The 21,907-nt window shown below is 60.2% G+C and carries 18 protein-coding genes; 9 read left to right on the top strand and 9 right to left on the bottom strand.

The window, feature by feature from the left end; translation table 11 throughout:
* The first annotated feature begins 48 nt into the window (after positions 1 to 48).
* The gene (locus tag M0412_RS22425; RefSeq protein ID WP_269702578.1) at positions 49 to 1,395 is read left to right on the top strand and encodes a condensation domain-containing protein; all 1,347 of its coding nucleotides are present in this window, start codon (positions 49 to 51) and stop codon (positions 1,393 to 1,395) included.
* Positions 1,396 to 1,704: 309 nt separating this feature from the next.
* Here the strand turns inward: M0412_RS22425 and M0412_RS22430 are convergent, their stop codons facing one another.
* The 7 genes from M0412_RS22430 to M0412_RS22460 form a co-directional block, all read right to left on the bottom strand.
* On the bottom strand, positions 1,705 to 4,530 hold the full coding sequence (locus M0412_RS22430) for a condensation domain-containing protein (RefSeq protein WP_269702580.1): 2,826 nt from the start codon (positions 4,528 to 4,530) through the stop codon (positions 1,705 to 1,707).
* Positions 4,531 to 4,605: 75 nt separating this feature from the next.
* Positions 4,606 to 4,884, bottom strand: coding sequence for a phosphopantetheine-binding protein (locus M0412_RS22435; protein ID WP_142842865.1), 279 nt, complete (start codon positions 4,882 to 4,884; stop codon positions 4,606 to 4,608).
* On the bottom strand, positions 4,877 to 5,716 hold the full coding sequence (locus M0412_RS22440) for a siderophore-interacting protein (protein ID WP_269702583.1): 840 nt from the start codon (positions 5,714 to 5,716) through the stop codon (positions 4,877 to 4,879). The genes M0412_RS22435 and M0412_RS22440 overlap by 8 nt, the downstream gene beginning before the upstream one ends.
* A 235-nt stretch (positions 5,717 to 5,951) precedes the next feature.
* The gene (locus M0412_RS22445) at positions 5,952 to 6,905 is read right to left on the bottom strand and encodes an ABC transporter substrate-binding protein (RefSeq protein ID WP_269702585.1); all 954 of its coding nucleotides are present in this window, start codon (positions 6,903 to 6,905) and stop codon (positions 5,952 to 5,954) included.
* A 22-nt stretch (positions 6,906 to 6,927) separates the two neighbouring features.
* Positions 6,928 to 7,992, bottom strand: coding sequence for an iron ABC transporter permease (locus tag M0412_RS22450; protein WP_269702588.1), 1,065 nt, complete (start codon positions 7,990 to 7,992; stop codon positions 6,928 to 6,930).
* Complete coding sequence (locus tag M0412_RS22455) at positions 7,989 to 9,002, bottom strand: iron ABC transporter permease (protein WP_269702590.1); 1,014 nt, start codon at positions 9,000 to 9,002, stop codon at positions 7,989 to 7,991. Before M0412_RS22455 ends, M0412_RS22450 begins: the two co-directional genes overlap by 4 nt.
* Positions 8,999 to 9,799 (bottom strand): ABC transporter ATP-binding protein, encoded by an 801-nt coding sequence (locus M0412_RS22460; RefSeq protein ID WP_269702592.1) that lies wholly within the window; start codon positions 9,797 to 9,799, stop codon positions 8,999 to 9,001. Before M0412_RS22460 ends, M0412_RS22455 begins: the two co-directional genes overlap by 4 nt.
* Before the next feature lie 214 nt (positions 9,800 to 10,013).
* Between M0412_RS22460 and M0412_RS22465 the strand changes: the two genes are divergently transcribed.
* The gene (locus tag M0412_RS22465; protein WP_269702594.1) at positions 10,014 to 11,315 is read left to right on the top strand and encodes an NtaA/DmoA family FMN-dependent monooxygenase; all 1,302 of its coding nucleotides are present in this window, start codon (positions 10,014 to 10,016) and stop codon (positions 11,313 to 11,315) included.
* A gap of 2 nt (positions 11,316 to 11,317) precedes the next feature.
* On the opposite strand, the gene M0412_RS22470 is transcribed toward M0412_RS22465, so the two are convergent.
* A complete protein-coding gene (locus M0412_RS22470; RefSeq protein WP_269702661.1) occupies positions 11,318 to 12,094 on the bottom strand; it encodes an IclR family transcriptional regulator in 777 nt (258 codons plus the stop codon).
* A gap of 300 nt (positions 12,095 to 12,394) precedes the next feature.
* Here M0412_RS22470 and M0412_RS22475 point away from each other — a divergent pair, with 300 nt between their 5' ends.
* Positions 12,395 to 14,461, top strand: coding sequence for a TonB-dependent receptor (locus M0412_RS22475; protein ID WP_269702596.1), 2,067 nt, complete (start codon positions 12,395 to 12,397; stop codon positions 14,459 to 14,461).
* Positions 14,462 to 14,685: 224 nt separating this feature from the next.
* Here the strand turns inward: M0412_RS22475 and M0412_RS22480 are convergent, their stop codons facing one another.
* Positions 14,686 to 15,873: an acyl-CoA dehydrogenase gene (locus tag M0412_RS22480; RefSeq protein ID WP_269702598.1), complete on the bottom strand. Its 1,188-nt coding sequence runs from the start codon at positions 15,871 to 15,873 to the stop codon at positions 14,686 to 14,688.
* Positions 15,874 to 15,970: 97 nt separating this feature from the next.
* Here M0412_RS22480 and M0412_RS22485 point away from each other — a divergent pair, with 97 nt between their 5' ends.
* The 6 genes from M0412_RS22485 to M0412_RS22510 all read left to right on the top strand — a co-directional run bounded on the left by M0412_RS22485 (position 15,971) and on the right by M0412_RS22510 (position 21,905).
* Positions 15,971 to 16,897: a LysR family transcriptional regulator gene (locus tag M0412_RS22485; protein WP_142842856.1), complete on the top strand. Its 927-nt coding sequence runs from the start codon at positions 15,971 to 15,973 to the stop codon at positions 16,895 to 16,897.
* 127 nt (positions 16,898 to 17,024) lie between these two features.
* The gene (locus tag M0412_RS22490) at positions 17,025 to 18,086 is read left to right on the top strand and encodes a LacI family DNA-binding transcriptional regulator (RefSeq protein WP_269702601.1); all 1,062 of its coding nucleotides are present in this window, start codon (positions 17,025 to 17,027) and stop codon (positions 18,084 to 18,086) included.
* Complete coding sequence (locus M0412_RS22495) at positions 18,083 to 19,105, top strand: ABC transporter substrate-binding protein (protein ID WP_269702603.1); 1,023 nt, start codon at positions 18,083 to 18,085, stop codon at positions 19,103 to 19,105. The genes M0412_RS22490 and M0412_RS22495 overlap by 4 nt, the downstream gene beginning before the upstream one ends.
* 178 nt (positions 19,106 to 19,283) lie before the next feature.
* Positions 19,284 to 20,111, top strand: a complete 828-nt coding sequence (locus M0412_RS22500) for an ABC transporter permease (protein WP_142842853.1) — start codon at positions 19,284 to 19,286, stop codon at positions 20,109 to 20,111.
* Positions 20,108 to 20,887, top strand: a complete 780-nt coding sequence (locus M0412_RS22505; protein WP_125146475.1) for an ABC transporter permease — start codon at positions 20,108 to 20,110, stop codon at positions 20,885 to 20,887. Before M0412_RS22500 ends, M0412_RS22505 begins: the two co-directional genes overlap by 4 nt.
* A complete protein-coding gene (locus M0412_RS22510; protein ID WP_142842852.1) occupies positions 20,880 to 21,905 on the top strand; it encodes an ABC transporter ATP-binding protein in 1,026 nt (341 codons plus the stop codon). Before M0412_RS22505 ends, M0412_RS22510 begins: the two co-directional genes overlap by 8 nt.
* The last annotated feature ends 2 nt before the right edge of the window (positions 21,906 to 21,907 follow it).

Raw genomic sequence — 21,907 nt, forward strand, 5'->3', positions numbered from 1 at the left:
ACCATTTCGGGCGGCGCCCGGCAACAGGAATAGTTCAAGGAAAAACAGATGGCGCATATCGATCCTGCCGGCGGCTGGCTTCCACTGACCCAGCCGCAACTCGATTTCTGGGAGGAGTTCTCCTTCCATCCAGACGAGCCGGTTTCCACGGTCGCCCATTACATCGATCTTTCGGGTGCGGTGAACGAAGGCGCGCTCCTTCAGGCGATCACCCGCACGGTGCGCGAGTCCGAGGTTCTGTCGATCCGTTTTCGCATCGGTGAGGATGGCGAGACGCCGCAGCAATGCTGCGATGCCGGCCATGCCCCGGTGGTGACGGTTGTTGATCTCCGCACGGATCCATCGCCCTTTGAAGAGGCGCTGCGGCGCATGAACGCCGATGTGGAGGCGAGGCTGGACCTCAGAACCGACAGGCTTTCCGCGCAGCTGCTCTACCGCATCGCCGATGATCGTTATCTCTGGTACATCCGCGCCCATCACATCGTCGTGGATGGCTACGGGCTGACGCTGGTGGAGCAGCGTTGCGGCCAGCTTTACGGGTATTATTGCGGTAAGGGCGAAGCGGGACCGGATTTCCACCCCTTCGCCAGTTTCCTCTCCGAAGAGGATGCCTACAGGCAGAGCCGGCGTTTCGAAAAGGACCGCGATTTCTGGGCGGCCTATCTTTCAGCCTCCGCCGATCTGCCCGTGCTGGACAAGGATTGCGAGGATTACGGCGGCGGCGGCCTGCATGCCGATGCGGCCCTGCCGCAGGGTTTCAGCGCGCGGTTACAGCAGATAGCCGGCCGTCTGGAAATCGGCTGGCCTGATCTTCTGGTATTGCTGTCCGGCCTTTATCTTCACCGGGTTCTGCCACGTCCGGACCGTGATGTGCTGACCTTGTGGCTGCCTTTCATGAGCCGCTGGGGCAGTGTCGGCGCGCATATGCCGGCCATGCTCGTCAATATCCTGCCCTTCCACCTCACGATCGAGCCACAGGAAAGCGTCGGCGCATTTCTGGCGCGCAATGCCGCCAATCTGCGCCGCCAACGCCTGCATGGCCGTTACCGCATCGAGCAGATCGCCGCCGACCGGGAAATCTCGAAGGGCCGGCGCTTCTTCTTCTCGCCGCTCATCAATGTCCTGCCCTTCAGCGCGCCGGTCTTTGCCGGGCTCGGCGTCGCGCGGCACATTCTGGCCAATGGTCCCGGCGATGGATTCAACCTCACCTTCCGCGGCGAAGATGACGGCAGCGACCTGAACCTGCATATCGATGCGGATTCGGTACTGACGCAAGCGGAGGATTTCGCCCGTTATCGCGCGGAACTGCCATTGTTCCTTGATGCCATGCTGCGCGAAGAGGTGCTGACGCTTGTGGCGGCGGAGGCGTCTACGGCGTTCCGTTTGGCGGTTTGAGGGGGGGGGGACGACTGTGGGTGAATGCCAGGCCGGCTTCAGGGTGTGAGGCCGGGTATATGTTGCCGATAAAGACGGATAATCCCTTTTCCGTCATGCCGGACTAGATCCGGCATCCAGCCACGGCGCGTCTGCGCCGTGAAAGGCCTCTCTCGCGATCAAGGACTTGATCGCACTGGACCCCGGACCAAGCCCGGGGTGACGGCGTGCGGATGCAGGGGCCGCGTCAATACATTCTCATCAGCATTCATAGGCAAAAATAACCCAGCTCCGCTAAGCGAAGCCGGGTTTTCCTTGCCCAAGTCCAGCTCAGGCGAGGGTTGTCAGCACCTTGCTCGAAGCGCCGGCTTCGGCAAAACGGCTGAAGACGCCGCTCGTGGTGTTGCGCAGCCGCTCGACTGCGTTGGGTCCGTAGCGGTCGGAGCGGTAGCTCATCAGTACGCGAATGGAGCGCTCGCCGCCGATCGTCTCTTCCATCACCTCGAATTGCAGTCCCAGCATGGATTCGTGTTTGTCGGGATCGATCTGGCGAAACTCCACCGGTTTGCCATCTGGTCCGGCAAGCATGCCATTCAGCTTGTTCCTGGCGTGAATCTGGATGAAGACCTCGAACAGATGGTCGCGGCCGGGCGTCATGCCCAGCGCTTCCTCGACGAGATCGATCGGGATTTCGCTGTGTTCCAGTGAGCCGTTGATGGTGTTCTTCACCGAAGAAATCAGCTCGCCAACGGTCATGTTCTCGCCGAAGCGCACGCGATGGGCGACGACCGTGGTGAAATAGCCGATGGTGTCGAAATATCCGCTATCCGTACGGCCCGAAGCCGAGGTGCCGACCACGAGATCGTTCAAGCCACCCAGATGGCGCAGCGATGCGGCGATTGCCGCATAAACCACGTTGAACAGCGAGGCGCTGTTCTGCTTGGCAATGGCGTAGAGGCCGTCGCTCACGTGCTTCTCAAGCTTGAATTCGACCCAGCCGCCCGCCGGCGCCTCGTCCTGCGATGCCTCGTGCGGGGTGCTATCCTGCCCGTTGAGGGCAAGGCCCTTCGGCGCATCCCGCAACATGTCGGTCCAATAGGCAAGGTGGCCGGCATTGACGCCTGAGGCGACCTGTTTTCTGGCAAATTCATGGAAGGGCGCAGGTTTGGTTGTAAAGACCGGCGCCTTGCCGGCCACTCTTGCCCGGTAGGCTTCGGTCAGTTCGTCCATCATCAGGTTCACCGACCATTCGTCCAGCACGATGTGGTGGAAGAGGAAGGACAGCACCTGCCGGCCGGTCTGTGCATCCCGCAGGAAGCGTAGCCGTATCGGCAATTCACGCGCAAGATCGAACCGCCAGCCGGCCTCTGCGTGGCGGTCCACACCCTGGCTTTCTTCGCTGGTCCAGAACCATTTGTAACCGGGCATGTCGTGCATCGGCACGATCTTCTGCAGAACCGTGTCGTTTTCGACGTAGAAATGGGTGCGCAGGCCGGGGTGGCGCTCGATGATGTCGAGGAAGGCGCATTCGAAAGCGTTTTCATCGACGGGATCGAGGAAATCGAGTGCGAAGGGAATATTGAATATCTCGCCGAAACCGAAGGCGGCATAGGCCTTCCAGAGCGACATCTGCGCCAGCGAAAGCGGCGCGGTCAGCGAGCCGGTTTCCGTCGCTTCCGCATGTGCGGGCGCAGCAGTTTCGAGGCGGGTCGCCTGTGTGGCGAGCGCGGCGGCGCTTGGATAGCTGAACAGATCGTTGAAACGCAGCTCTATGCCGTGATTGGCGAGCAGACGCCCGATGATGCGGGTGGCGATCAGCGAATGACCGCCGAAATCGAAGAAATCGTCGTCCGGTCCCATATCGGGTGAGGCAAGCGCCTCTCGGAATTCGGCAAGGATGGTCGTGGCGGTGGCGTCATCGCCAGGGTGGGCGGATAGGCGAGCCGGCTGCTCCGATGCTGCGGAGGCATTTTGAGGTACGATGCCGGAAAAATCTGCGCCGCCTTCGAGATGGCTGACGAAACGCTCCAGCAGGAAGGCCGTCGCATGCGGCGACATTTCCTTCCCGCCCGTCAGTTCGAGGCGGATGTCGCCAGCGACTGTCTGGCCAGCGGCAAGGGTGAGGCCAAGACCGGATTGCAGGGAGGGCAGAAGCAGGGGTTCGAACTGGAGGCCATGCTCCGATACGGGCTGAACAGGCGCCGCCAACGCATGCAGTGTGAAGGTGACGGGCTCGTCATCATTGTCGTTTCGCTGTTTCAGTCCCGCCAGTACGGTTTTTTCAGCCTGTTCGGGCGATTGGTGACGCGAGATCGATATCCGCGATGCAGCCTCCGCTGAAGGTGGCGTAGGGGCATCGTTTTGCAGGCGGAGCGTCACGGTTTCGGGACCGTCGCCTGCCGCGAGGAACAGGGCGAAACGCGCACCGGCACGCGCCAGAAGCGCATTCGTCGCGGTAGAACTGTTGAGGTCGAGCAGCGTGGCGGGAAGATCGACGCCATGGCTGTGGCTTGCCGGCCTCTCCAGCCTGTTTTGCCGCAACGCCACGACGGCTGAGCCGGAGGCCGGGCGCTGCAGCCAGCCGAGTGGAAGCGGGTTGATACCGCCATCTTCGACCTTGCGAGCGGAAAGCGGTTTTGGTGTCTCACCGGCATAGGCGGCGGAAATGCCATCCAGCAGGATTTGCGGCGAGAGGACTTCGCCGAGCAGGCCATGGACCAGGAAGGCCAACAGGATTTCCCCTTCATTCAACAGCACCACCGCCTGGAAGGACGGGTCGGTTTCGGCGTCGAAGGGCCTTGCCTGAAGGTCGTGCAGAAGGGCGAGGGCTTCCGCTGACGATGGCACCTGCAGCAATTGCACATCGGAGGCGGACAGGGCTTCGATGCTTTTTGAAAGGGCGCCATCCTCTCCGAAGGCAAAGCGTGCGCGAAGCTCGGGCCAGGCTTCGCCGATCGTCTTCAGCGCTGCGGTCAGGCGCAACAGGTCGCATTCTTCGCCGATGCGGTAGGCGAGAAGATGCCGGAAGACCTGATCGGGGTCCTGAAACTGCTTGAACCAGATCTGCTCTTCATATTGGCTCGGCGGTGCTGCGTCGCCTCTGTCGAAGCTCTCTTCGACGCGACGTGCGAGCATACGCGTATTGTCTGCTGCCATGGTCCTCTCCTTGGACATGTTCTGGGAAATGTTCAGGGACATCGCGCCAGGCGCGAAAAATCCTGTTGGCGGGGATCAGTCTCCCACGCGCGCCCGTTCGATCAGCGCCTGCCAGGCGGCAAGAGTGGGCTGCCGGGCCAGCTCGTCATAGTCGAGACGCGTTCCGGCAAGCTGCGAAAGCGGCGGGATGAGGCGCATGAGGGCGAGCGAATGAAGCCCGTGGCCGAACAGGTTGTCCCCCGGTTCGATATCGTGCGCCTCATCCTCCAGAACCTCGGCAAGAAGGGCCTTGAGGTCTGTCAGCATCGTTCCCGCCTCCAGCATGACATCCGCCGCCGCCGTGGGCTCATTCATCGAAATGATCGTGAACGCCGCTGGCGCCGCGCCGCCAGTAACCGGAGGCGCGCGTCCATTTCGGGTTTGCGCCGAATTCTTCGATCAGGAGGGCACGAATCTCCTTTGCGGTCTTGGATTCGCAGGCGACCCAGCTGCAGAAATCGCCCTTCGGCAGCTCAAGCTTGCGCAACGCGTCAGTCAATGCGTCGTGATCGGTCCCGCTCGCGGTGTTTTGCGTCACCCAGACGATCGAAGCGTCAGCCTTTGTGGCGATATCCAGACGGTCCGCATCCGTTTCAACCTCGATCAGCGCCACAGCCCGTGTGCCTTCCGGCATTTCTTCCAGCCGCCGCGCCAGCGCCGGAAGGCCGGTATCGTCGGCGATCAGCAAATGCCAGTCATAGGTGAAGGGAACGGTGAAAGAGCCGCGTGGACCGGCGATCCAAGCCCGGTCGCCCACCTTTGCGGCTTTCGCCCAGTTGCTGGCGGGGCCGTCATGATGGGTGGCGAAATCGATTGCGAGTTCGCCCTTTTCGGCATCGAAGCTGCGCGGCGTATAATCGCGCGCCAGCGGGCGCGGCGCGCCTTCCGGTAATTCAAGGCCGTTCGGGCCGATCACCGGCAAATTCGGCTCGGTTTCGCCGGGAAGCGGGAAGAACATCTTGACGTGGTCGTCAAAACCGAGGCTCGCAAAGCCCTCCAGTTCCGGTCCGGTGAGGACGATGCGCACCATGGACCGGCTGAGCTGTTCCACCCGCGCAACATCGAGGCAGCGCAGCTTGACGGCGTGGCGATGACGTTTCGGAGTACGGTCCGGAACGGCGGTTTCAATGCTGTCGGTTATGCTCATGCTGTTGTCTTTCGTGGGATGTTGCCGACGGGTTCGGCAGTCTCGCTGTCCCGGATCGGCGTGCGGGATGATCGCTAATCGGAAGTGTCATCCGGCGCGATAATCCGGCATCGTTGCTTCAAGATGTGCAAACCATAACAGGCGCTTCCGGCCGTCGCAATATAACTTTACACAAAAACTCAAGTTTATGGCCGGCGCATGAAATACGCGCCGGTACGCGCCGTTTTCAAGACTATCAGGGGCGGCCCGCCCAGCCTTCCACCGCGTCCAGCGTGTGCAGGGCGCTGGGAATGGAAGGCGTCGTGACCCTGGTGGAATCGAGGAACACGATTCTGCCTTCGCGGGCCGGTTTCACGAAACGTTCCCAGCCGGGAATGATCTTTTCCAGTGCCGCGCGCGTTCCATCCTCGCCGCGGGTAGGGCTGTTATAGCTGTTCATCACCACCAGCAGATCGGGATTGAGCTTGCCGAAAGCCTCGGCACTCAGCGGCATGGTAAGGGTGGAGCCAAGCCCGCCGGAAGAGGCGGCGTTATCGATTTTCAGCCGGGCATAACCGAGATCCTCCAGTGCCTGCACCGCGCCGGACATGTCGCCGACAGCATTGATCTGGTCGGTCAGCAGGATCGCCAGATAGGTCTTGCCCTTGACATCTTCGCCCAGCGTCTTTTTGACGGCGGCAAGTTTGGTGTCATAGGCTTTCCGGCGTTCAGCGAAAGCGTCGCTCCGACCGACGAGACCGGCAAGATTTTCTTCCACGTTGAAACCATAGGCATGGCCGGTGCTGACCTTTTGCAGATAGACGGGCGCTATGGTGGAAAGCTGCTCGGCCTTGCCGCCATCCATTTCCGTTGCCACGATCAGATCCGGCTGCAGCGCCCGCAGTTTTTCGAGATCAATCTGGCCGACTGCGCCAAAACCCTTTGGTTTCGTACGGCCTTCGCCAAGAACGGTATCGATAAAATCGACGGCGGTGGCGAATTTGCCGTCGCTATTGCGGCCATAGGCGCCGACCACATTGGCGTCGATATCCATCAGCGGCACGCCCAGGAGCGGCTCATGCATGACGACGATGCGTTGCGGCTTTTCCGGAACGGAGACGGTGCGGCCGGCGGCATCGGTCACGCTGCGCTCGGCGGCAAGGCTCGTTCCAGCGGTCAGAAAGGCGGCGAGTAGGATGGCAATTCGCATGGTATTCCCTTTATTCAGTCATTCAATGGCTGTTGGTTCTGCGCAGCGCCTGCAGTCGCAGCGTGAGGATGAAAAGCGGCACGCCGATCAGCGTCAGCGCAAGGCCGATCGGCATCGGCGTATCAGCCACCAGCCCGCGCGACAGCGTATCGGCGGTTACCACCAAGATGCCGCCGGTCAGCCCCGACAGGAAAAGCCTGGCGCGGCCAACGGCGGGCGAAACGAAAGTGGCGAGATGCGGGGCGATGACGCCGAGAAAGGTGAGTGGGCCGACCGCCGTGACGGCTGAGGCACTGAGGATGACCGCGAAAACAATGACGAGCGGGCGCGAATGCCGGACGGTTTCGCCAAGCGCCATGGCCATCTCGTTGCCGAGATCGAAGACCGCAAGCGCCCGACCGATGAGGAAAATACCGGCAATGCTTCCGGCAAAGAGGGGCGCAAAAACGAGGATGGTGGACCAGCTTGCCTGAAACAGCGAACCCGCCATCCAGTCGGCCAGTGAAAGCGACGTTTCCGCCGGCGTGTAGAGCAGAAGCACAGATGAGACGGAGGAAAGGGCGGATTCGATCGCTATGCCCATCAGTAGAATGGCAAGTCCGCTGGAGCGTTCACGTCCAACAAGCGCGATCAGGAGGAAGGCCACAACCAGACCGCCGCCGACGGCCGCCAGCGCTACCATGGTTTTCGGCGCGGCCGGCACCAGCACCAGAAGCAGCATGATGGTGGTCATCGACCCTTGGCTCAGACCAAACAGGCCGGGATCGGCGAGCGGATTGCGGGCGACGGATTGCAGCATGGCGCCTGCCAGTGCCACACTCCAGCCGGCCATGAAGCCGAGCAGAATGCGCGGCAGCCGCACCGTCCATAGCGCATAGGCCTGATCGTCGCTCAGATGCCCGCCGGCAAGGCCGCGCAAAAGGTCGAACAGACCGGTTTGGGTATTGCCGAGGCTGACGGATATGGCGGCGAGCACAAGCGCCAGCCCCATCAGCGCGAGGCCGGCCTTCAGATTGCCGATGCCGATTTGCAGACCGCTCGGCAGCCTGAGCACCGCTTTGCCATCGGTGGCGAAATGTCGTTTCATGACAGCCCTCTTTGCGAAGGCGAAAGATAAAAGCGCTTGACGATGACGATGAAGACGAGGCCGCCGAGCAGGTCCATGAACAGCCCGGTATTGACCACATAGGGCGCAAACAGCGTCTGCGCGCCAAGGTCGGCCAGCACGCAGAGGCCCGCGCCGACAAGGGCGGACGCCGGCAAAGCGAGCGTGAAGTTCACGCCGACCAGCGGCCGGATCATATGCGGCACGATGAGGCCGACGAAACCGATCGGGCCGCAGATCGCCACGGCCGAACCTGACGCCAGCATGGTGGCGAACAGCGCGACCCGGGAAATACGCGTCACGTTCACACCGGCGGAGGCGGCCTTTTCCGCACCCAGCAGTGCGAGCGTCAGCGGTCGTGCTACCGACAACAAAATCACCAGCGCAATGGCTCCGATCCACCAGAAATCGGTAAGCCGCGCGGCATAGACGTGGTTGATATTGCCGCCGACCCAGCTCAGAAATTCGCTGCGCCGTGTGGGGTTTGATAACAGCAGGGCATTGGTCACGCCGATCAGCAGCATCGAAACCAGAGCACCGGCGAGGATGAGCGACAGGCCGCGCGGATCGTTCGACCGTCCGGCGAGACGGGCGACGAAGAAACAGGCGCCAAAGCCAAGCCCGGCGCCGACGAGTGCCGCTAATCCCTGCATCTCCGGAGAAAGATCGAACACCAGCGCGCCGGCAACCACAAAAAGCGTCGCGCCGGCATTCAAGCCCAGAGTAGAGGGTGAGGCGAGGGGATTGCGGACAAGCCCTTGCAGCACGCAGCCGCTGACGGCGGTGGTGGCGCCCACATAAATCGCGATCAGCGAGCGCGGGATTTGCTGGTAGAGAAGCACCGACTGTTCATAGGTGTCGGCCTCGCCGCGCCAGAGCGTTGCCGCGATTTCGGCAAGCGGCATGTTGCCGCTCATGACGAGCAGATTAATAGTGAGGATGGCGGCCAGCAGCAGCGCGGCGGCAAAAATCGGCGTTATTTTCGAGGTCATGCCGGAATGGCCTGTTCCTGCCGCTCCAGCCTGGGCACGCAGATGAGCCGCCCCTGACGGGAGAAGATATCGGCTTCGAGATCGAAGACCTCAGCAACATTTTCAGGGGTGACTGTTTTTTCAACCGGCCCTGAGGCCAGAACCCGTCCGGCTTTCAGCATGATGACATCATCGGCGAAAGTGGAGGCGAGGTTGAGATCGTGCAGTACGACGATCACGGTTTTGCCGTGCCTGTCGGTCAATTCGCGCACGAGGCCGAGAACGGCATATTGATATTTCATGTCGAGATGATTGACCGGCTCGTCCATCAGGATCACGTCGGTATCCTGCGCCAGCACCATGGCGATGAAGGCGCGCTGGCGCTGGCCGCCGGACAGCGTGTTGACCTGTGATTTCGCCTTGTCTTCCAGCCCGACGGTCTTCAGCGCCTCGGCAAAAAGTGTGCGGTCGCGCGCGGTCGGGCCGCCGCCAAGCCCGTAACGGGCGTAACCGGCAAGCTCAACCAATTCGCCAAGCGTCATATAGTCAGGGCAATGGCATTCCTGCGGCAGATAGGCGATGCGGCGGGCGAGTTCCCGGCGCCCGATTTCGCCGATAAAACGCTCGCCAAGCCTTATTGTGCCTGATGACAAAGGCAGGAAACCCATGATGGTTTTCAACAGCGTCGACTTGCCGCAGCCATTGGGGCCGACCAGCGCCGTCACCCGCCCGGCCTGGAAACGGGCGGACAGTCCTCTCAAGACGGGGACGTGTCCGTAGCTGGCGTGAAGGTCCGTCGCATCAAGCACCGGATACAACTCCTGTTATTCATTCGGCCATGCGTCGAGACGCCGCACAGCCGTTATAAGTATTTGAATGTAAATATCGATCTTGCGAAAAACGGATCTCGTTCCGGCAAGCGCGACGCTCTGATCTTGAAGCGACACTAAACTATAGTAAAACTCTCCACAAATCGAAATTTGCCGATTCAACCCGCAGATTTCTTCCCGGTTATTTCAGTCGAGGTGCATTATGTCAGTCGCAGCCAAGCTCCATGTCGGCATGTCGCTGGCCCCAACCTGGCTCAGCGGCGAGGCGTGGCGGCGTGCGGACAGCGATATAGATGGGGTGTTTTCCAGCGATTATTTCGTCGATTTGGCGCAGCGCGCCGAGGCGGCGCATGTGGATTTCGTCTTCCGGCCCGATACGCTTTTTCTGCGCACCGAAGGGCTGGAAACCGGCGGCGGATTTGCCAGCATGGACCCGACCATGCTTCTCGCCGCAATCGCCCGGGAGACCAGTCGCGTCGGCCTGTTATCCACGGTTTCGACGACCTTTTTGCCACCCTATGTGGTTGCCCGCCAGATTCAGTCGCTGAACTGGCTGAGCAACGGCCGGGCGGGCTGGAACATCGTCACTGCCCTCGACGGCCACGAAAATTTCGGCCTCAAGCAAATGCCGTCGCCGCAGGAGCGTTATGAACGCGCCGCCGAATTCACGCAGGTGGCGCGGCAGCTCTGGGCAAGTTTTCCGAACGAGGCGTTGAAGCTCGACAGGGAGAGCGGGTGTTTTGCCGATTCCTCGCTGGTGCGGCCGGTTGCGCATGAAGGGCCGCACTTCAGCGTTAAGGGCCCGCTCAACCTGCCGGCCCATGCCAGCCGCATTCCTCTGGTGCAGGCGGGTGCTTCTCCCGAGGGCCGTGATTTCGCTTCATCTGTCGCGGATGCGGTCTTTGCCTCCACGCCGGATATGCAGGCGGCCATCGAACTCAGGGCGGATCTGCGCCGCCGTGCCGAGGGGCATGGCCGCAAGCCGGATGGAGTGAAGCTGATGCCGGGCCTCAGCCTCTATCTGGCGGAGACCCAAAAGGAGGCGCTGGAACTCTTCGCGGAGACCCATGCTCGCGCCAACCGTGCCCGTGCCTTTGCCTCCATCCGCGACATGACGGGCCTCGATCTCTCGGATTGGCCGCTCACACGGATCGTTTCCGCTTCGGATTTGCCATCGTCGCCTGAAACACCCAGAAGCCGCACCCATGCCAACCTCTTGCGCCGGTTGATCGAGCGGGAAACCCTGAGCGTCGGGGACCTGCTGCAAAGGCCGGAAGTGATGGGGTCCGGCCACTGGCAGGTCATCGGCACCGTGGAGGATGCTTTTGAAACCATTCGGGAATGGGCGCAGGCCGGTGCGATAGACGGTTTTGTCGCGGTGCCCGGCGGGTCTGTCGCGTCAATGCGGCTGGTATTGGAGCGGTTGCTTCCCAGGCTTGGCGATGCCGGGCTTTTCCGCACCGGCTATTCTGGCCACACCTTTGCGGAGCATCTGGCCGAATAGGATTACGATCCGCCGGATTCGCCCGTTGCCTTTGTGGCCGCTTCGAGCAGTCGCGAAAAATGTCCCTCGGCCTCGGCGGTCGCCAGGAAGGATACGGTGGTGACGACACAACAGATTTCGCGCTGGGCGTCGAAAACCGGGGCCGCCTTTCCCGTCAGAGCGGAAAACAGATGTTCGTTGAGTTCCGCACCGCCTGCCTCGCGGATGGCGTTGAGAACCTTCACCTCCGGTCGTGCACCGCGAAAGGCGGCCGGCTGTAATTTGCGCACGGCGGCAATCCTGTCAGCCGGCAGGTGAGCCTGAAAAACCAGCCCGCAGGCACTGTTGTCCAGCGGCAGAACATCACCGAGCGCCACGGTACTGATGGAGAAGCTGGCGCTCCTGTGCCATTGCACCACGGTCGGGCCGCGATCGGTCCAGATCGCTACGCCACAGCTGGCGCCAATCTGCGAGGCCAGATTTTTCATCTGGCGACCGGCAGTCTCGACCGGATTGATTCGTCGCAGCGCGCTGATGCCTATCCCAAGTGCCGCCGGCCCGAGATCGTAGCAACCGCTTGCCGGATCCTGGGTCACCAGTCCTTCCCGCACCAGGCTTTGCATATAACGGTGCGCGGTCGAACGGCCGGTGCCGGCGCGTTTGGCCAGTTCGCCAAGCGCGACTGCCGTCTCCGATTTTGCGAGAAGATCGAGGAAACGCGCCGCGATCGACACGGATTGAATGAGCGCCGAACGCTTCTCGCCCTCGTTCTCAGGCAGATCATCGGCATCATCATTCATGGCGTTCAAGCCTGTTCCCTCATTTTTGGACTGAACATGCCTAACGCATCGACCGGAAAATCGGAATTGATTTCTGACAGGAAAACCGGCCGTTGCGATGCTTTGCCAATCTTGGCGCTGAGGGATGGTCGATAAATTTTGTTGTAAATATGGCACATCCCGTTACGGAACCCCGATTGTCCGCAATGCAGAACGTATTCTCTATTGCGAAACAGATAACGGTTCCGTTACTTGAATATGACTTTAATACTCATGTTTATTTAGGGGTGTGTTATGGGGTTTCGCTCTAACGGTCGTTTGATGAACGGGGTCAGCGTTCTGACGCTGGCGACGCTGTTTGTAACGCCGGTCCTGGGTCAGGATCAGCAGGCTGAGACAGCGGGGACGACCGTTCTCAAACCGATCGTCGTGACCGGTGAAAAAGTGGCGCGTGATATGAAGAATACAGCGTCGTCCGTTTCGGTCATATCCAGCGAGAAAATCAAAAAGGAAAAGACCGGCGACCCGACCGTTTCGGATGCGATCAAGGATATTCCGAACGTCGTTTACACCGACAATGTCAGCGCCCCGATCATTCGCGGACAGGACACGCAGGGACCGAATACGGGTTCCATCGCCTTCTTTACCGGCACGGTGCCGCGCGCCACGATCAATGTCGACGGTCACTATCTCGGTTATAACGAGTTCATCTATGGCGCGACCTCCATCTGGGATGTCGACAGCATCGAGGTCTTCCGCGGTCCGCAGACCACCTCACAGGGCGCGAACGCCATTGCCGGCGCCATCCTCGTCAATACCAAAGACCCGACGTTTACGCCGGAAGCGAGCTATCAGGCCGAGATCGGCAATTATCACCAGAAGCGTGGTTCCTTCGCCTTTTCCGGTCCGCTGATCGAAGATGAACTGGCGGCACGCATGGCGATCGACTACTCCGGTCGTGATACCTTCATCGACTATATCAATTCTGCTTTCGCCCATGACGGCACGGATCAGAACTTCAAGGAGTTCAACGGTCGTTTCAAGCTTCTGTGGGAACCTTCGGAAATCCCCGGCCTTTCGACCAAGCTGACCTATTCCTATAACGCTTCCAATCGTCCAAGCCAGGAAGCGGCATCGCGTCCTTTCGAGGATCTGAACCACATCACCAACACGATGCCGAGCTTCAGCCAGTATACCAATACCGGCATTCTCGATATCAATTATGATTTCGAGAACGGGGTGAAACTGTTCAACCAGACGCAGTTTTCCTCCTCCATCGCCAAGCGCAGGGTCGGTATTGCCAATACCGGTGATGCCGATATCGACCTGAAAAACACCTCCCACGAAACCCGTGTGACCTTCGGTGATCAGGAGGATGTGCTGAGCGGCGTAGCGGGTATTTTCTACGCGCATACGAAAGCCGATGAAGTGCTTTATCTGCGCGGAACATCGCGCTTCAACGACACCAAGGATAATCTCGGTCTCTTCAGCGAACTGAGCTATCGCCTGACGGATCAATGGACGCTGACCGGTGGTCTGCGCTACCAGCAGGACCAGATTCAGCGCAACGGTTACAGAACGCTGAGCGCCACAAGCAGAAGTTCGGTCAATTATGATGAGACTTTCTCTGAAATTCTGCCGAAGGCCTCGCTTGCTTATGCCGTGAATGATGACTGGACGGTGGGCGGTTTAATCAGCCGCGGTTACAATCCCGGCGGTGTCGCATTTGACCTGACGACCAGCAAATGGCGCACCTTCGACAAGGAAACCATCTGGAACTATGAGCTCTTCACCCGCGCCAGCTTGCTGGATGATACGCTGACGATCAACGGCAACCTGTTCTACATGGACATGAAGGATGCGCAGTTCAACGTGCCGATCGTCGTGTCCACGGGCATCAGCGAATCCTACACCGTCAATGCCGAAGAAGCCCACGCTTACGGCCTTGAAATCGGTGCCGATTATCAGGTTCTCGACAATCTGACGCTCAAGGCCAGCGCCGGTTTGCTGAAGACGAAAATCGACGAAATTTCCAGCAATTCCGCCTATCTCGGCAAGGAATTCGCCAAGTCACCCGGTTACAGCTTCACCATCGGCGCCAGCTGGGACGTGACGGACAAGTTCACCGTCTCGGGGCAGGTGCGCCATCTCGACGGTTATTACTCCGACACGGATAACAAGGCCGTTTATGCGATCGAGCCCTATACGATCGCGGATGTGCGGGCGAGCTACAAGTTCCAGGAGGAGCTTGAATTCTACGCTTACGTCAAGAACGTCTTCGACGAGCGTGCGCCGACGCTTATGAAGGAGAACCGCGGTATTGGCGGCATCGAGGCCAGCATGACCGAACCGCGCATGTTCGGCATCGGCGTTCGCGGCACCTTCTGAGCCGTCACCCGAACTGAAAACAAAAAGGCCTCCGAAATGATTTTCGGAGGTCTCAAGCTGCGGCAAAACTTGTCTTCCGCTTGCCGTCATCCTCGGGTTTGTCCCGAGGATCCAACCACGTAGCGTAAAATCAATCCGCCGCAGATGCTCGGGTCAGGCCCGAGCGTGACGAAGGAGAAGTTTTGGGCTCTCGTAAAACCTTGCTTCTCGATCCTGACAAAGCCTCAGAAAAACGCCTGAATGCCCGTCTGCGCCCGGCCGAGGATCAGCGCGTGAATGTCATGCGTGCCCTCATAGGTATTGACCGTTTCAAGGTTCTGGGCGTGGCGCATGACGTGGTATTCGATCTGGATGCCGTTGCCGCCATGCATGTCGCGGGCCTGGCGGGCAATATCCAGTGCCTTGCCGCAATTGTTGCGCTTGACGATGGAGATCATTTCCGGCGCCATCTTGTGCTCGTCCATCAGCCGGCCGACGCGCAGCGACGCCTGAAGGCCGAGTGCGATTTCGGTCTGCATGTCGGCGAGCTTCTTCTGGTAAAGCTGCATGCCGGCGAGTGGCTTGCCGAACTGCTTGCGGTCAAGGCCATATTGAAGGGCACGGAACCAGCAATCTTCGGCAGCGCCGAGCACGCCCCAGGAAATGCCGTAGCGGGCGCGGTTGAGGCAGCCGAACGGGCCCTTGAGACCGGAAACATTCGGCAGCAACGCGTCTTCGCCGACTTCGACGCCATCCATGACGATCTCGCCGGTGATCGAGGCGCGCAGCGAGAGTTTGCCGCCGATCTTGGGGGCGGAAAGGCCCTTCATGCCTTTTTCCAGTACGAAGCCGCGGATCTGGTTGTCATGGGCTTCCGATTTCGCCCAGACGACGAAGACATCGGCGATCGGCGCGTTGGAAATCCACATTTTCGAACCGCGCAGGCGATAGCCGCCGGCGATCTTTTCGGCGCGGGTCTTCATGCCGCCCGGATCGGAGCCGGCATCCGGCTCGGTGAGGCCGAAACAGCCGATAAGTTCACCGGAAACGAGGCCGGGCAGATATTTCTTCTTCTGCTCGTCCGAGCCATAGGCGAAGATCGGGTGGATGACGAGCGAGGATTGCACGCTCATCATCGAGCGATAACCGCTGTCGATCCGCTCCACCTCGCGGGCGACGAGGCCGTAAGCCACGTAGCTTGCATTGGCCGCGCCATATTCTTCCGGCAGGGTGACGCCGAGCAGGCCGGTGCGGCCCATCAGCCGGAACAGTTCCGGTTCGGTCGTTTCAGAAAGATAGGCTTCCGATACGCGCGGCAGGAGTTCGGATTTGCCGAAGGCGGCGGCGGCATCGCGGATCATCCGCTCGTCGTCGGTCAGTTGGTCTTCGAGCAGGAAAGGGTCCTGCCAATTGAATGCTGCGCGTTCGCTCACTTTATGCCTCCGGATTTGCTGACCGGATTATTGGTAATCGCCCCAGATGGCACAAGCCATGTTTACTCATTTTTGCATTACCTTTAGTAATAGCCGCATGACATCTCTCAGTCGCAAACTCCTGCCCTCCACCAGCGCGCTTGCCGCCTTTGATTCCGTTGCCCGGCTTGGCAGCTTTTCGGCTGCTGCGGACGAACTGGCCCTGACGCAAGGGGCGATCAGCCGGCAAGTTATGTCACTGGAAGAGCAGCTTGGCGTGCGCCTGTTTGAGCGCGGCGCGCGCGGCGTGGCGCTGACGGCGGAGGGTAAAACTTACGCGAAATCGATTGCCTCGGCTCTTGGTGAGATACGCTCCGCCTCCCTGCAGCTCATGACCAAAACGCATGGCAATACGCTGAACCTCGCGATGTTGCCCACCTTTGGCACCCGCTGGCTTCTGCCGCGCATCCCCGATTTCGTCTCCAGCCATCCGGAAATCACCATCAATTTCGCCACCCGCATCGGCCAGTTCGATTTCGAGCGTGAACAGTTGGATATGGCAATCCATATCGGTCAGGCGGATTGGCCGGGGGCGGAAAGCACCTTTCTGATGCATGAAATGGTGGCTCCAGTATGCAGCCCCCAGTTTCTCAATACGCATCCAGTGGAAAAGGCAGGGGATCTCGCCGCCCTGCCGTTGCTGCACATGGCCTCGCGGCCGGGGGCGTGGGGCCACTGGTTTGAAAGCCTTGGCCTGTCGCTTGCCCTGCCGCAGGGCATGCGGTTCGAGCAGTTTTCCAGCGTGGCGCAGGCCTGCATCGCCGGGCTTGGCGTGGCGCTGATGCCGCTTTTCCTGATCGACAACGAGTTGAAATCGCGGCAATTGGTGAAGGCCTTCGATCATCAGGCCAAAAGCCCAAGCTCCTATTATGCGGTGGCGCCGCTTTCTCGCGCCAATCACGTTCCGGTCGTGCTGTTTCGCGACTGGCTGGTGCGACAGGTGGAGGCCTATCGCGCGACAAATGGTTTGCCGCTGCAAAAATAACCGCACTTTTTTCGGGCATTTATGTCTTATGCCCAGCTTTTCGCCCATTTTGCCGCCCGGTGGACTCGACAGGGCGGTTTCACTCGACTATCGTGATTAAACGTTTAATCAGCCCTTTCGGTCCATCATGGCGTCTTCACGGCCTGCCACCAATCTGAGCGCGATAGCAGCGGCACTCGGCGTGTCGGTGGCAACCGTGTCCAATGCGCTTTCGGGCAAGGGCCGGGTTTCGCCTGATCTGGCGGAGCGTATCCGCAAGACGGCAAGCGAACTTGGTTATGTGCCGAGTTCGGCGGGCAGGGCGCTGCGCACCGGCAGATCAGGTGTTCTGGGGCTGGTTCTGCCCGATATTGCCAATCCTCTCTTTCCACAGATTGCGCAGGCCATCGAAAAGGCCGCGGTGAGTGCCGGTTACGGCGTGCTGATCGCCGACGCGCGTGGCGAGATCGCCATGCAGACGGATGCCATCAACCGGCTTATCGAGCGCGGCGTGGATGGAATGGTCATCGTTCCCCGCCGCGGCACGCGCATTACCGATGTTGATTGTCCCGTTGCGGTGATCGACAGCCCTTCGACCCCCGGAAACACTGTCGCAGCCGACCATTGGGATGGCGGCCGGCAGGTTGGCGAATATCTGGCGGCACTTGGCCACAAAAAGGTGGTGCTGGTCGGCAAAAACCGGGATTCCAACGTGCAGAACGACCGCCTCGGTGGCATTCGCGATGGTCTTGGCAAGGCCTGCGTTGCACGGACACTGTGGATAGACGCCCTCGAAAAAGCCGATGGCGCGGGTTGCCGGCTTGGCCTTGCCGACAGGGTCGCTGAGGGTTTTACCGCTTTTGCCGCCGTTTCCGATCTGCATGCGCTGCGGGTGCTGACCGAATTGCAGCGCGAGGGCATCGAAGTGCCGGAAAAGGCCAGTGTCACCGGCTTCGACGATCTGATTTTCTCGGCCGTGGTCACGCCGCCGTTGACGACGATGCGCATGGATATGGGCCGCATCGCCGATCTTGCGGTTGGAGCGCTGCTGCGCGCCATTGACGATGTCAGCGAAGGCGGCCTCGCCGTCGATGTTACGGCAGAAATCTCGAAAGTACCGATGGCGCTGATCATGCGCGGCTCCACCGGCAAAGCAAAGCATGATGCGATTGAAGCCAAAAAAATCACAGCAGGAGAACTCACACCATGAAAAAGATCATTCTTGCATCGGGCGCTGCCCTGATGCTGACGATGGGAGCCGCTGAGGCGCAGGACAAGACGCTGACGATTTCGGTCTACGCCTTCGCGCAGGACGAATTCAAGGAACTGGTCTATACGCCGTTTGAGCAGAAATGCGGCTGCAAGCTGGTCGTCGAGACCGGCAACAGCGTCGAGCGTCTGGCCAAGATGGAAGCCAACAAGGCCAATCCGGTAGTCGATCTTGCCATCGTCTCCATGGCGGATGCTCTTTCCGCCACCCGCAAGGACCTGATCCAGAAGATCGATGCGTCCAAGGTACCGAACATCGAAAACCTCTATGACATCGCCAAGGACCCGAATGGCGACGGCATGAGCGTCGGCGTCAATTTCTACGCCACCTCCATCGTCTACCGCACCGACAAGATGAAGATCGACAGCTGGGCCGATCTCCTGAAGGACGGCATTGTCGATCACGTCGCCTTCCCGAACGTCACCACCAATCAGGGCCCGCCGGCGCTCTATATGCTCGGTAAGGCCATCGGCAAGGACACGCCTGATCTTTCCGGCGCCATCGAGGCCGTGGGTGAAAAGAAGGACGAGATCGTCACTTTCTACGTCAAGTCCTCGCAGCTGGTGCAGCTGATGCAGCAGGAAGAAATCTGGGCAGCGCCGATTGGCCGCTTCTCCTGGGCGCCCTTCACCAAGCTTGACCTGCCGCTTGCCTGGGCCACGCCCAAGGAAGGCCAGACCGGCGGCATGAACGTGCTCGTCGTGCCGAAGGGCACCAAGAACGAGGACCTTGCCCTGCAATTCATGGATTTCTGGCTGTCGACTGACGTTCAGAAGGCGCTTGCCGAAAAGCTGGTGGACAGCCCGACGAACAAGCAAGTCAAGGTATCCGACGAGGTGGCGAACAACATCACCTATGGCGATGAAACCGCTCGCAGCCTGCAGCTCATCCCGTCCGACGTGACGCTCGATAACCGCGACAAGTGGCTGTCGGAGTGGAACTCCAAGGTCGGGCAATAAGCCAAAATAGTCGAATTCAGTCAGGAACGGGGTGATTTTCAGCGTCCGCAAGGGCTCGCCCCGTTTCAGGAAAAGCGGTTTGGTCGTCCCCTGACCGCTTTTCCAACCTTCTAAAGCCGCAAGCCGGTATTCCGGCTTCAAGCGTAACCGGCCACAGCGCCGTTCAGGGAATAAACCAATGTTTCAGAACCGGGCCGAAGCGCTGGCGCTTGCCTTGCCCGCCGCGATTTTTGCGGCGGCGGTTTTTCTTGTGCCGGTCTTCATGCTTTTGTCGGAGGGCTTTCGCACCGCTGACGGCTGGACATTCTCCGCTTATGCCGATTTCTTCTCCGATCCGCTGAACCAGACGGTTTTCCTGCGCACCCTGAAACTCGGCGCGCTCGTGACCGTTGTTTCGGCGGTGGTGGGCTATGCGGCGGCCTTCGCCATCATCAACCTGTCGCCAGGAACGAAGGGCCATGTGGTCAATCTCGTCGTATTGCCGTTGATGATTTCGCCGGTTGCCCGCACCTATGCGTGGATCGTCATTCTCGGCAGAACCGGCATCGTCAACCAGGCGCTGCAGGCGGTGGGGCTGAGTGATGCGCCGATCCGTATCCTGTTTTCTGAAACGGCTGTTTTTATCGGCCTTCTGCAGCTGTTCCTGCCGTTGATGATCATCTCGCTCATCAGCGCGCTGGAGAACATGCCGAAGGATACGATCGCGGCTGCCCGCGTTCTCGGCGCAAACTGGCTGCAGGTGTTCTGGAAAGTCATCCTGCCGCTCACCAAGGAAGGATTGGTGGTTGGCGGCACGCTGGTCTTTACCGGTTCGCTGACGGCCTATATCACGCCAGCCATCCTCGGCGGCTCCAAGGTGTTGATGCTGGAAACCCTGCTTTACCAGCAGGTCACGGTTTCCAACAATTTCGTCGCCGCCAGCGTCATCGCCTTCATCCTGATCGTCATGAGCTTTGCCGCCAATATCCTGCTGAAGCGCATCGCCACCGCAAGGAACAAGAAATGACCCGGCAGCTCTTCATTCCGCTCACGCTTCTTCTCGTTGTCGGTTTCCTCATCGGGCCGTTCCTCATCATCGTTGCTGCCTCGTTTTCGGCCGGCGATACGCTTGCCTTTCCGCCGCAGGGCTTTTCGCTGAAGTGGATCGCCAAGGTCTTCACAGTCGAAAGCTTCCGCGAAAGTTTCGCGATGTCGATGTTCCTTGCCATCGGCGGCACGTTCACGGCGCTGATCCTCGGCATTCCCGCCTCCTACGCCATGTCGCGCTACAAACTGCCCTTCGCAGAAACCGTACGCACCATCGTTTCGGCGCCGATCATCGTGCCCGGCATCATCGTTGGTCTGGCGCTGCTGCGCTATTTCGTCGTGCCTTTCGGCATCGGTATTACGCTTGCCCTGTTTCTCGCCCACACAGCGCTCATCCTGCCCTATGCGGTGCGGGTGGTGTCAGCCAGCCTCAACAATCTGCGCTCGGATATTGAGGAGGCTGCGGTGCTGCTCGGCTCGTCGCGGGTCGGCGCGTTTTTCCGGGTGGTGCTGCCGAATATTCGCGGCGGCATTCTCTCCGCCTTCATTCTCGGTTTCGTGACGAGCTTCAATCAGGTGCCGGTATCGCTGTTCCTGTCGGGTCCCGGCGTGCGCACGTTGCCCATCGACATGCTGGGTTACATGGAAATCGTCTTTGATCCTTCCGTGGCCGCCCTTTCTTCGCTGCTCGCCTTCCTTTCCATCGGCATCGTCTTCATGGCCGAACGTTTTCTGGGGTTCTCCCGTTATGTCTGACGCAAATTATCTTTCGCTCAACAAAGTCTCGCTCGCTTATGGCAATAGCATTGCCGTCAAGGATCTCGATCTTGATATCCGCAAGGGCGAACTTCTGGCCTTGCTGGGGCCTTCCGGCTGCGGCAAGACGACGACGATGCGCGCCATTGCCGGGCTGATGCCGGTGGCTGGCGGGCGCATCGATCTCGACGGGGCCGATATTACCCGTGTCGCCGCCAACAAGCGCGCCGTCGGTCTGGTGTTCCAGTCTTACGCACTCTTCCCGCATCTGACGGTTTATGAAAACGTCGCCTTCGGCCTGAAACTCAAGGGCATGGGCGGCAAGACGCTGGAGGACAAGGTCGCCTCCGGCCTGAAGTCGGTGGGCCTGTCCAACTTCGCCTCCCGCAAACCGGCCGAGCTTTCCGGCGGCCAGCAGCAGCGCGTGGCACTGGCGCGCTCCATGGTCATGGAGCCCAAGGTGCTGTTGCTCGATGAGCCGCTCTCCAATCTCGATGCCCGCCTGCGGCTTGAAATGCGCACCGAATTGCAGCGTGTGCAGAAGGAAACCGGCGTGACGATGATCTTCGTCACCCACGACCAGATCGAGGCGCTTGCCCTCGCCGACCGCATTGTCGTCATGAAGGGCGGCAAGATCGAGCAGATCGGTACGCCGGAAGAAATTTACAACGCGCCGGTTTCATCCTTCGTGGCTGACTTCGTTGGCTTTGAAAACATCTTCGCGCTGGAAGGCGGCGCGCTGAAAACCGCAAACGGTACAACACCGCTTTCCGGACCAGTCCCTTCAGCATCTGGACTGGCCTGGCGGCCGCGCATGGTCACCCTCGGTTCAGGTCCTTTCCAGGGAACCGTGCGCGGCACATCCTTTGCCGGCAACACCCGCGAATATCTGCTGGATACGCCGCTCGGACCCATCAAGGCGGAAACCGATGCGGCGCTTGCCGCGCATGTCATTGGTGATACGCTCGCCTTTGATCTGCCGGTCGAAAAGGCGGCGAGCCTCAAGGTGTTTAACTGACC

It is taken from the genome of Agrobacterium sp. O3.4 (assembly GCF_041414895.1).
Classification (GTDB): domain Bacteria; phylum Pseudomonadota; class Alphaproteobacteria; order Rhizobiales; family Rhizobiaceae; genus Agrobacterium; species Agrobacterium cucumeris.

Coding starts and splice junctions, on each gene's coding strand:
- M0412_RS22425 (WP_269702578.1), top strand. CDS start 49: ATGGCGCATATCGATCCTGCCGGCGGCTGGCTTCCACTGACCCAGCCG.
- M0412_RS22430 (WP_269702580.1), bottom strand. CDS start 4,530: ATGGCAGCAGACAATACGCGTATGCTCGCACGTCGCGTCGAAGAGAGC.
- M0412_RS22435 (WP_142842865.1), bottom strand. CDS start 4,884: ATGAATGAGCCCACGGCGGCGGCGGATGTCATGCTGGAGGCGGGAACG.
- M0412_RS22440 (WP_269702583.1), bottom strand. CDS start 5,716: ATGAGCATAACCGACAGCATTGAAACCGCCGTTCCGGACCGTACTCCG.
- M0412_RS22445 (WP_269702585.1), bottom strand. CDS start 6,905: ATGCGAATTGCCATCCTACTCGCCGCCTTTCTGACCGCTGGAACGAGC.
- M0412_RS22450 (WP_269702588.1), bottom strand. CDS start 7,992: ATGAAACGACATTTCGCCACCGATGGCAAAGCGGTGCTCAGGCTGCCG.
- M0412_RS22455 (WP_269702590.1), bottom strand. CDS start 9,002: ATGACCTCGAAAATAACGCCGATTTTTGCCGCCGCGCTGCTGCTGGCC.
- M0412_RS22465 (WP_269702594.1), top strand. CDS start 10,014: ATGTCAGTCGCAGCCAAGCTCCATGTCGGCATGTCGCTGGCCCCAACC.
- M0412_RS22470 (WP_269702661.1), bottom strand. CDS start 12,094: ATGAATGATGATGCCGATGATCTGCCTGAGAACGAGGGCGAGAAGCGT.
- M0412_RS22475 (WP_269702596.1), top strand. CDS start 12,395: ATGAACGGGGTCAGCGTTCTGACGCTGGCGACGCTGTTTGTAACGCCG.
- M0412_RS22485 (WP_142842856.1), top strand. CDS start 15,971: ATGACATCTCTCAGTCGCAAACTCCTGCCCTCCACCAGCGCGCTTGCC.
- M0412_RS22490 (WP_269702601.1), top strand. CDS start 17,025: ATGGCGTCTTCACGGCCTGCCACCAATCTGAGCGCGATAGCAGCGGCA.
- M0412_RS22495 (WP_269702603.1), top strand. CDS start 18,083: ATGAAAAAGATCATTCTTGCATCGGGCGCTGCCCTGATGCTGACGATG.
- M0412_RS22500 (WP_142842853.1), top strand. CDS start 19,284: ATGTTTCAGAACCGGGCCGAAGCGCTGGCGCTTGCCTTGCCCGCCGCG.
- M0412_RS22505 (WP_125146475.1), top strand. CDS start 20,108: ATGACCCGGCAGCTCTTCATTCCGCTCACGCTTCTTCTCGTTGTCGGT.
- M0412_RS22510 (WP_142842852.1), top strand. CDS start 20,880: ATGTCTGACGCAAATTATCTTTCGCTCAACAAAGTCTCGCTCGCTTAT.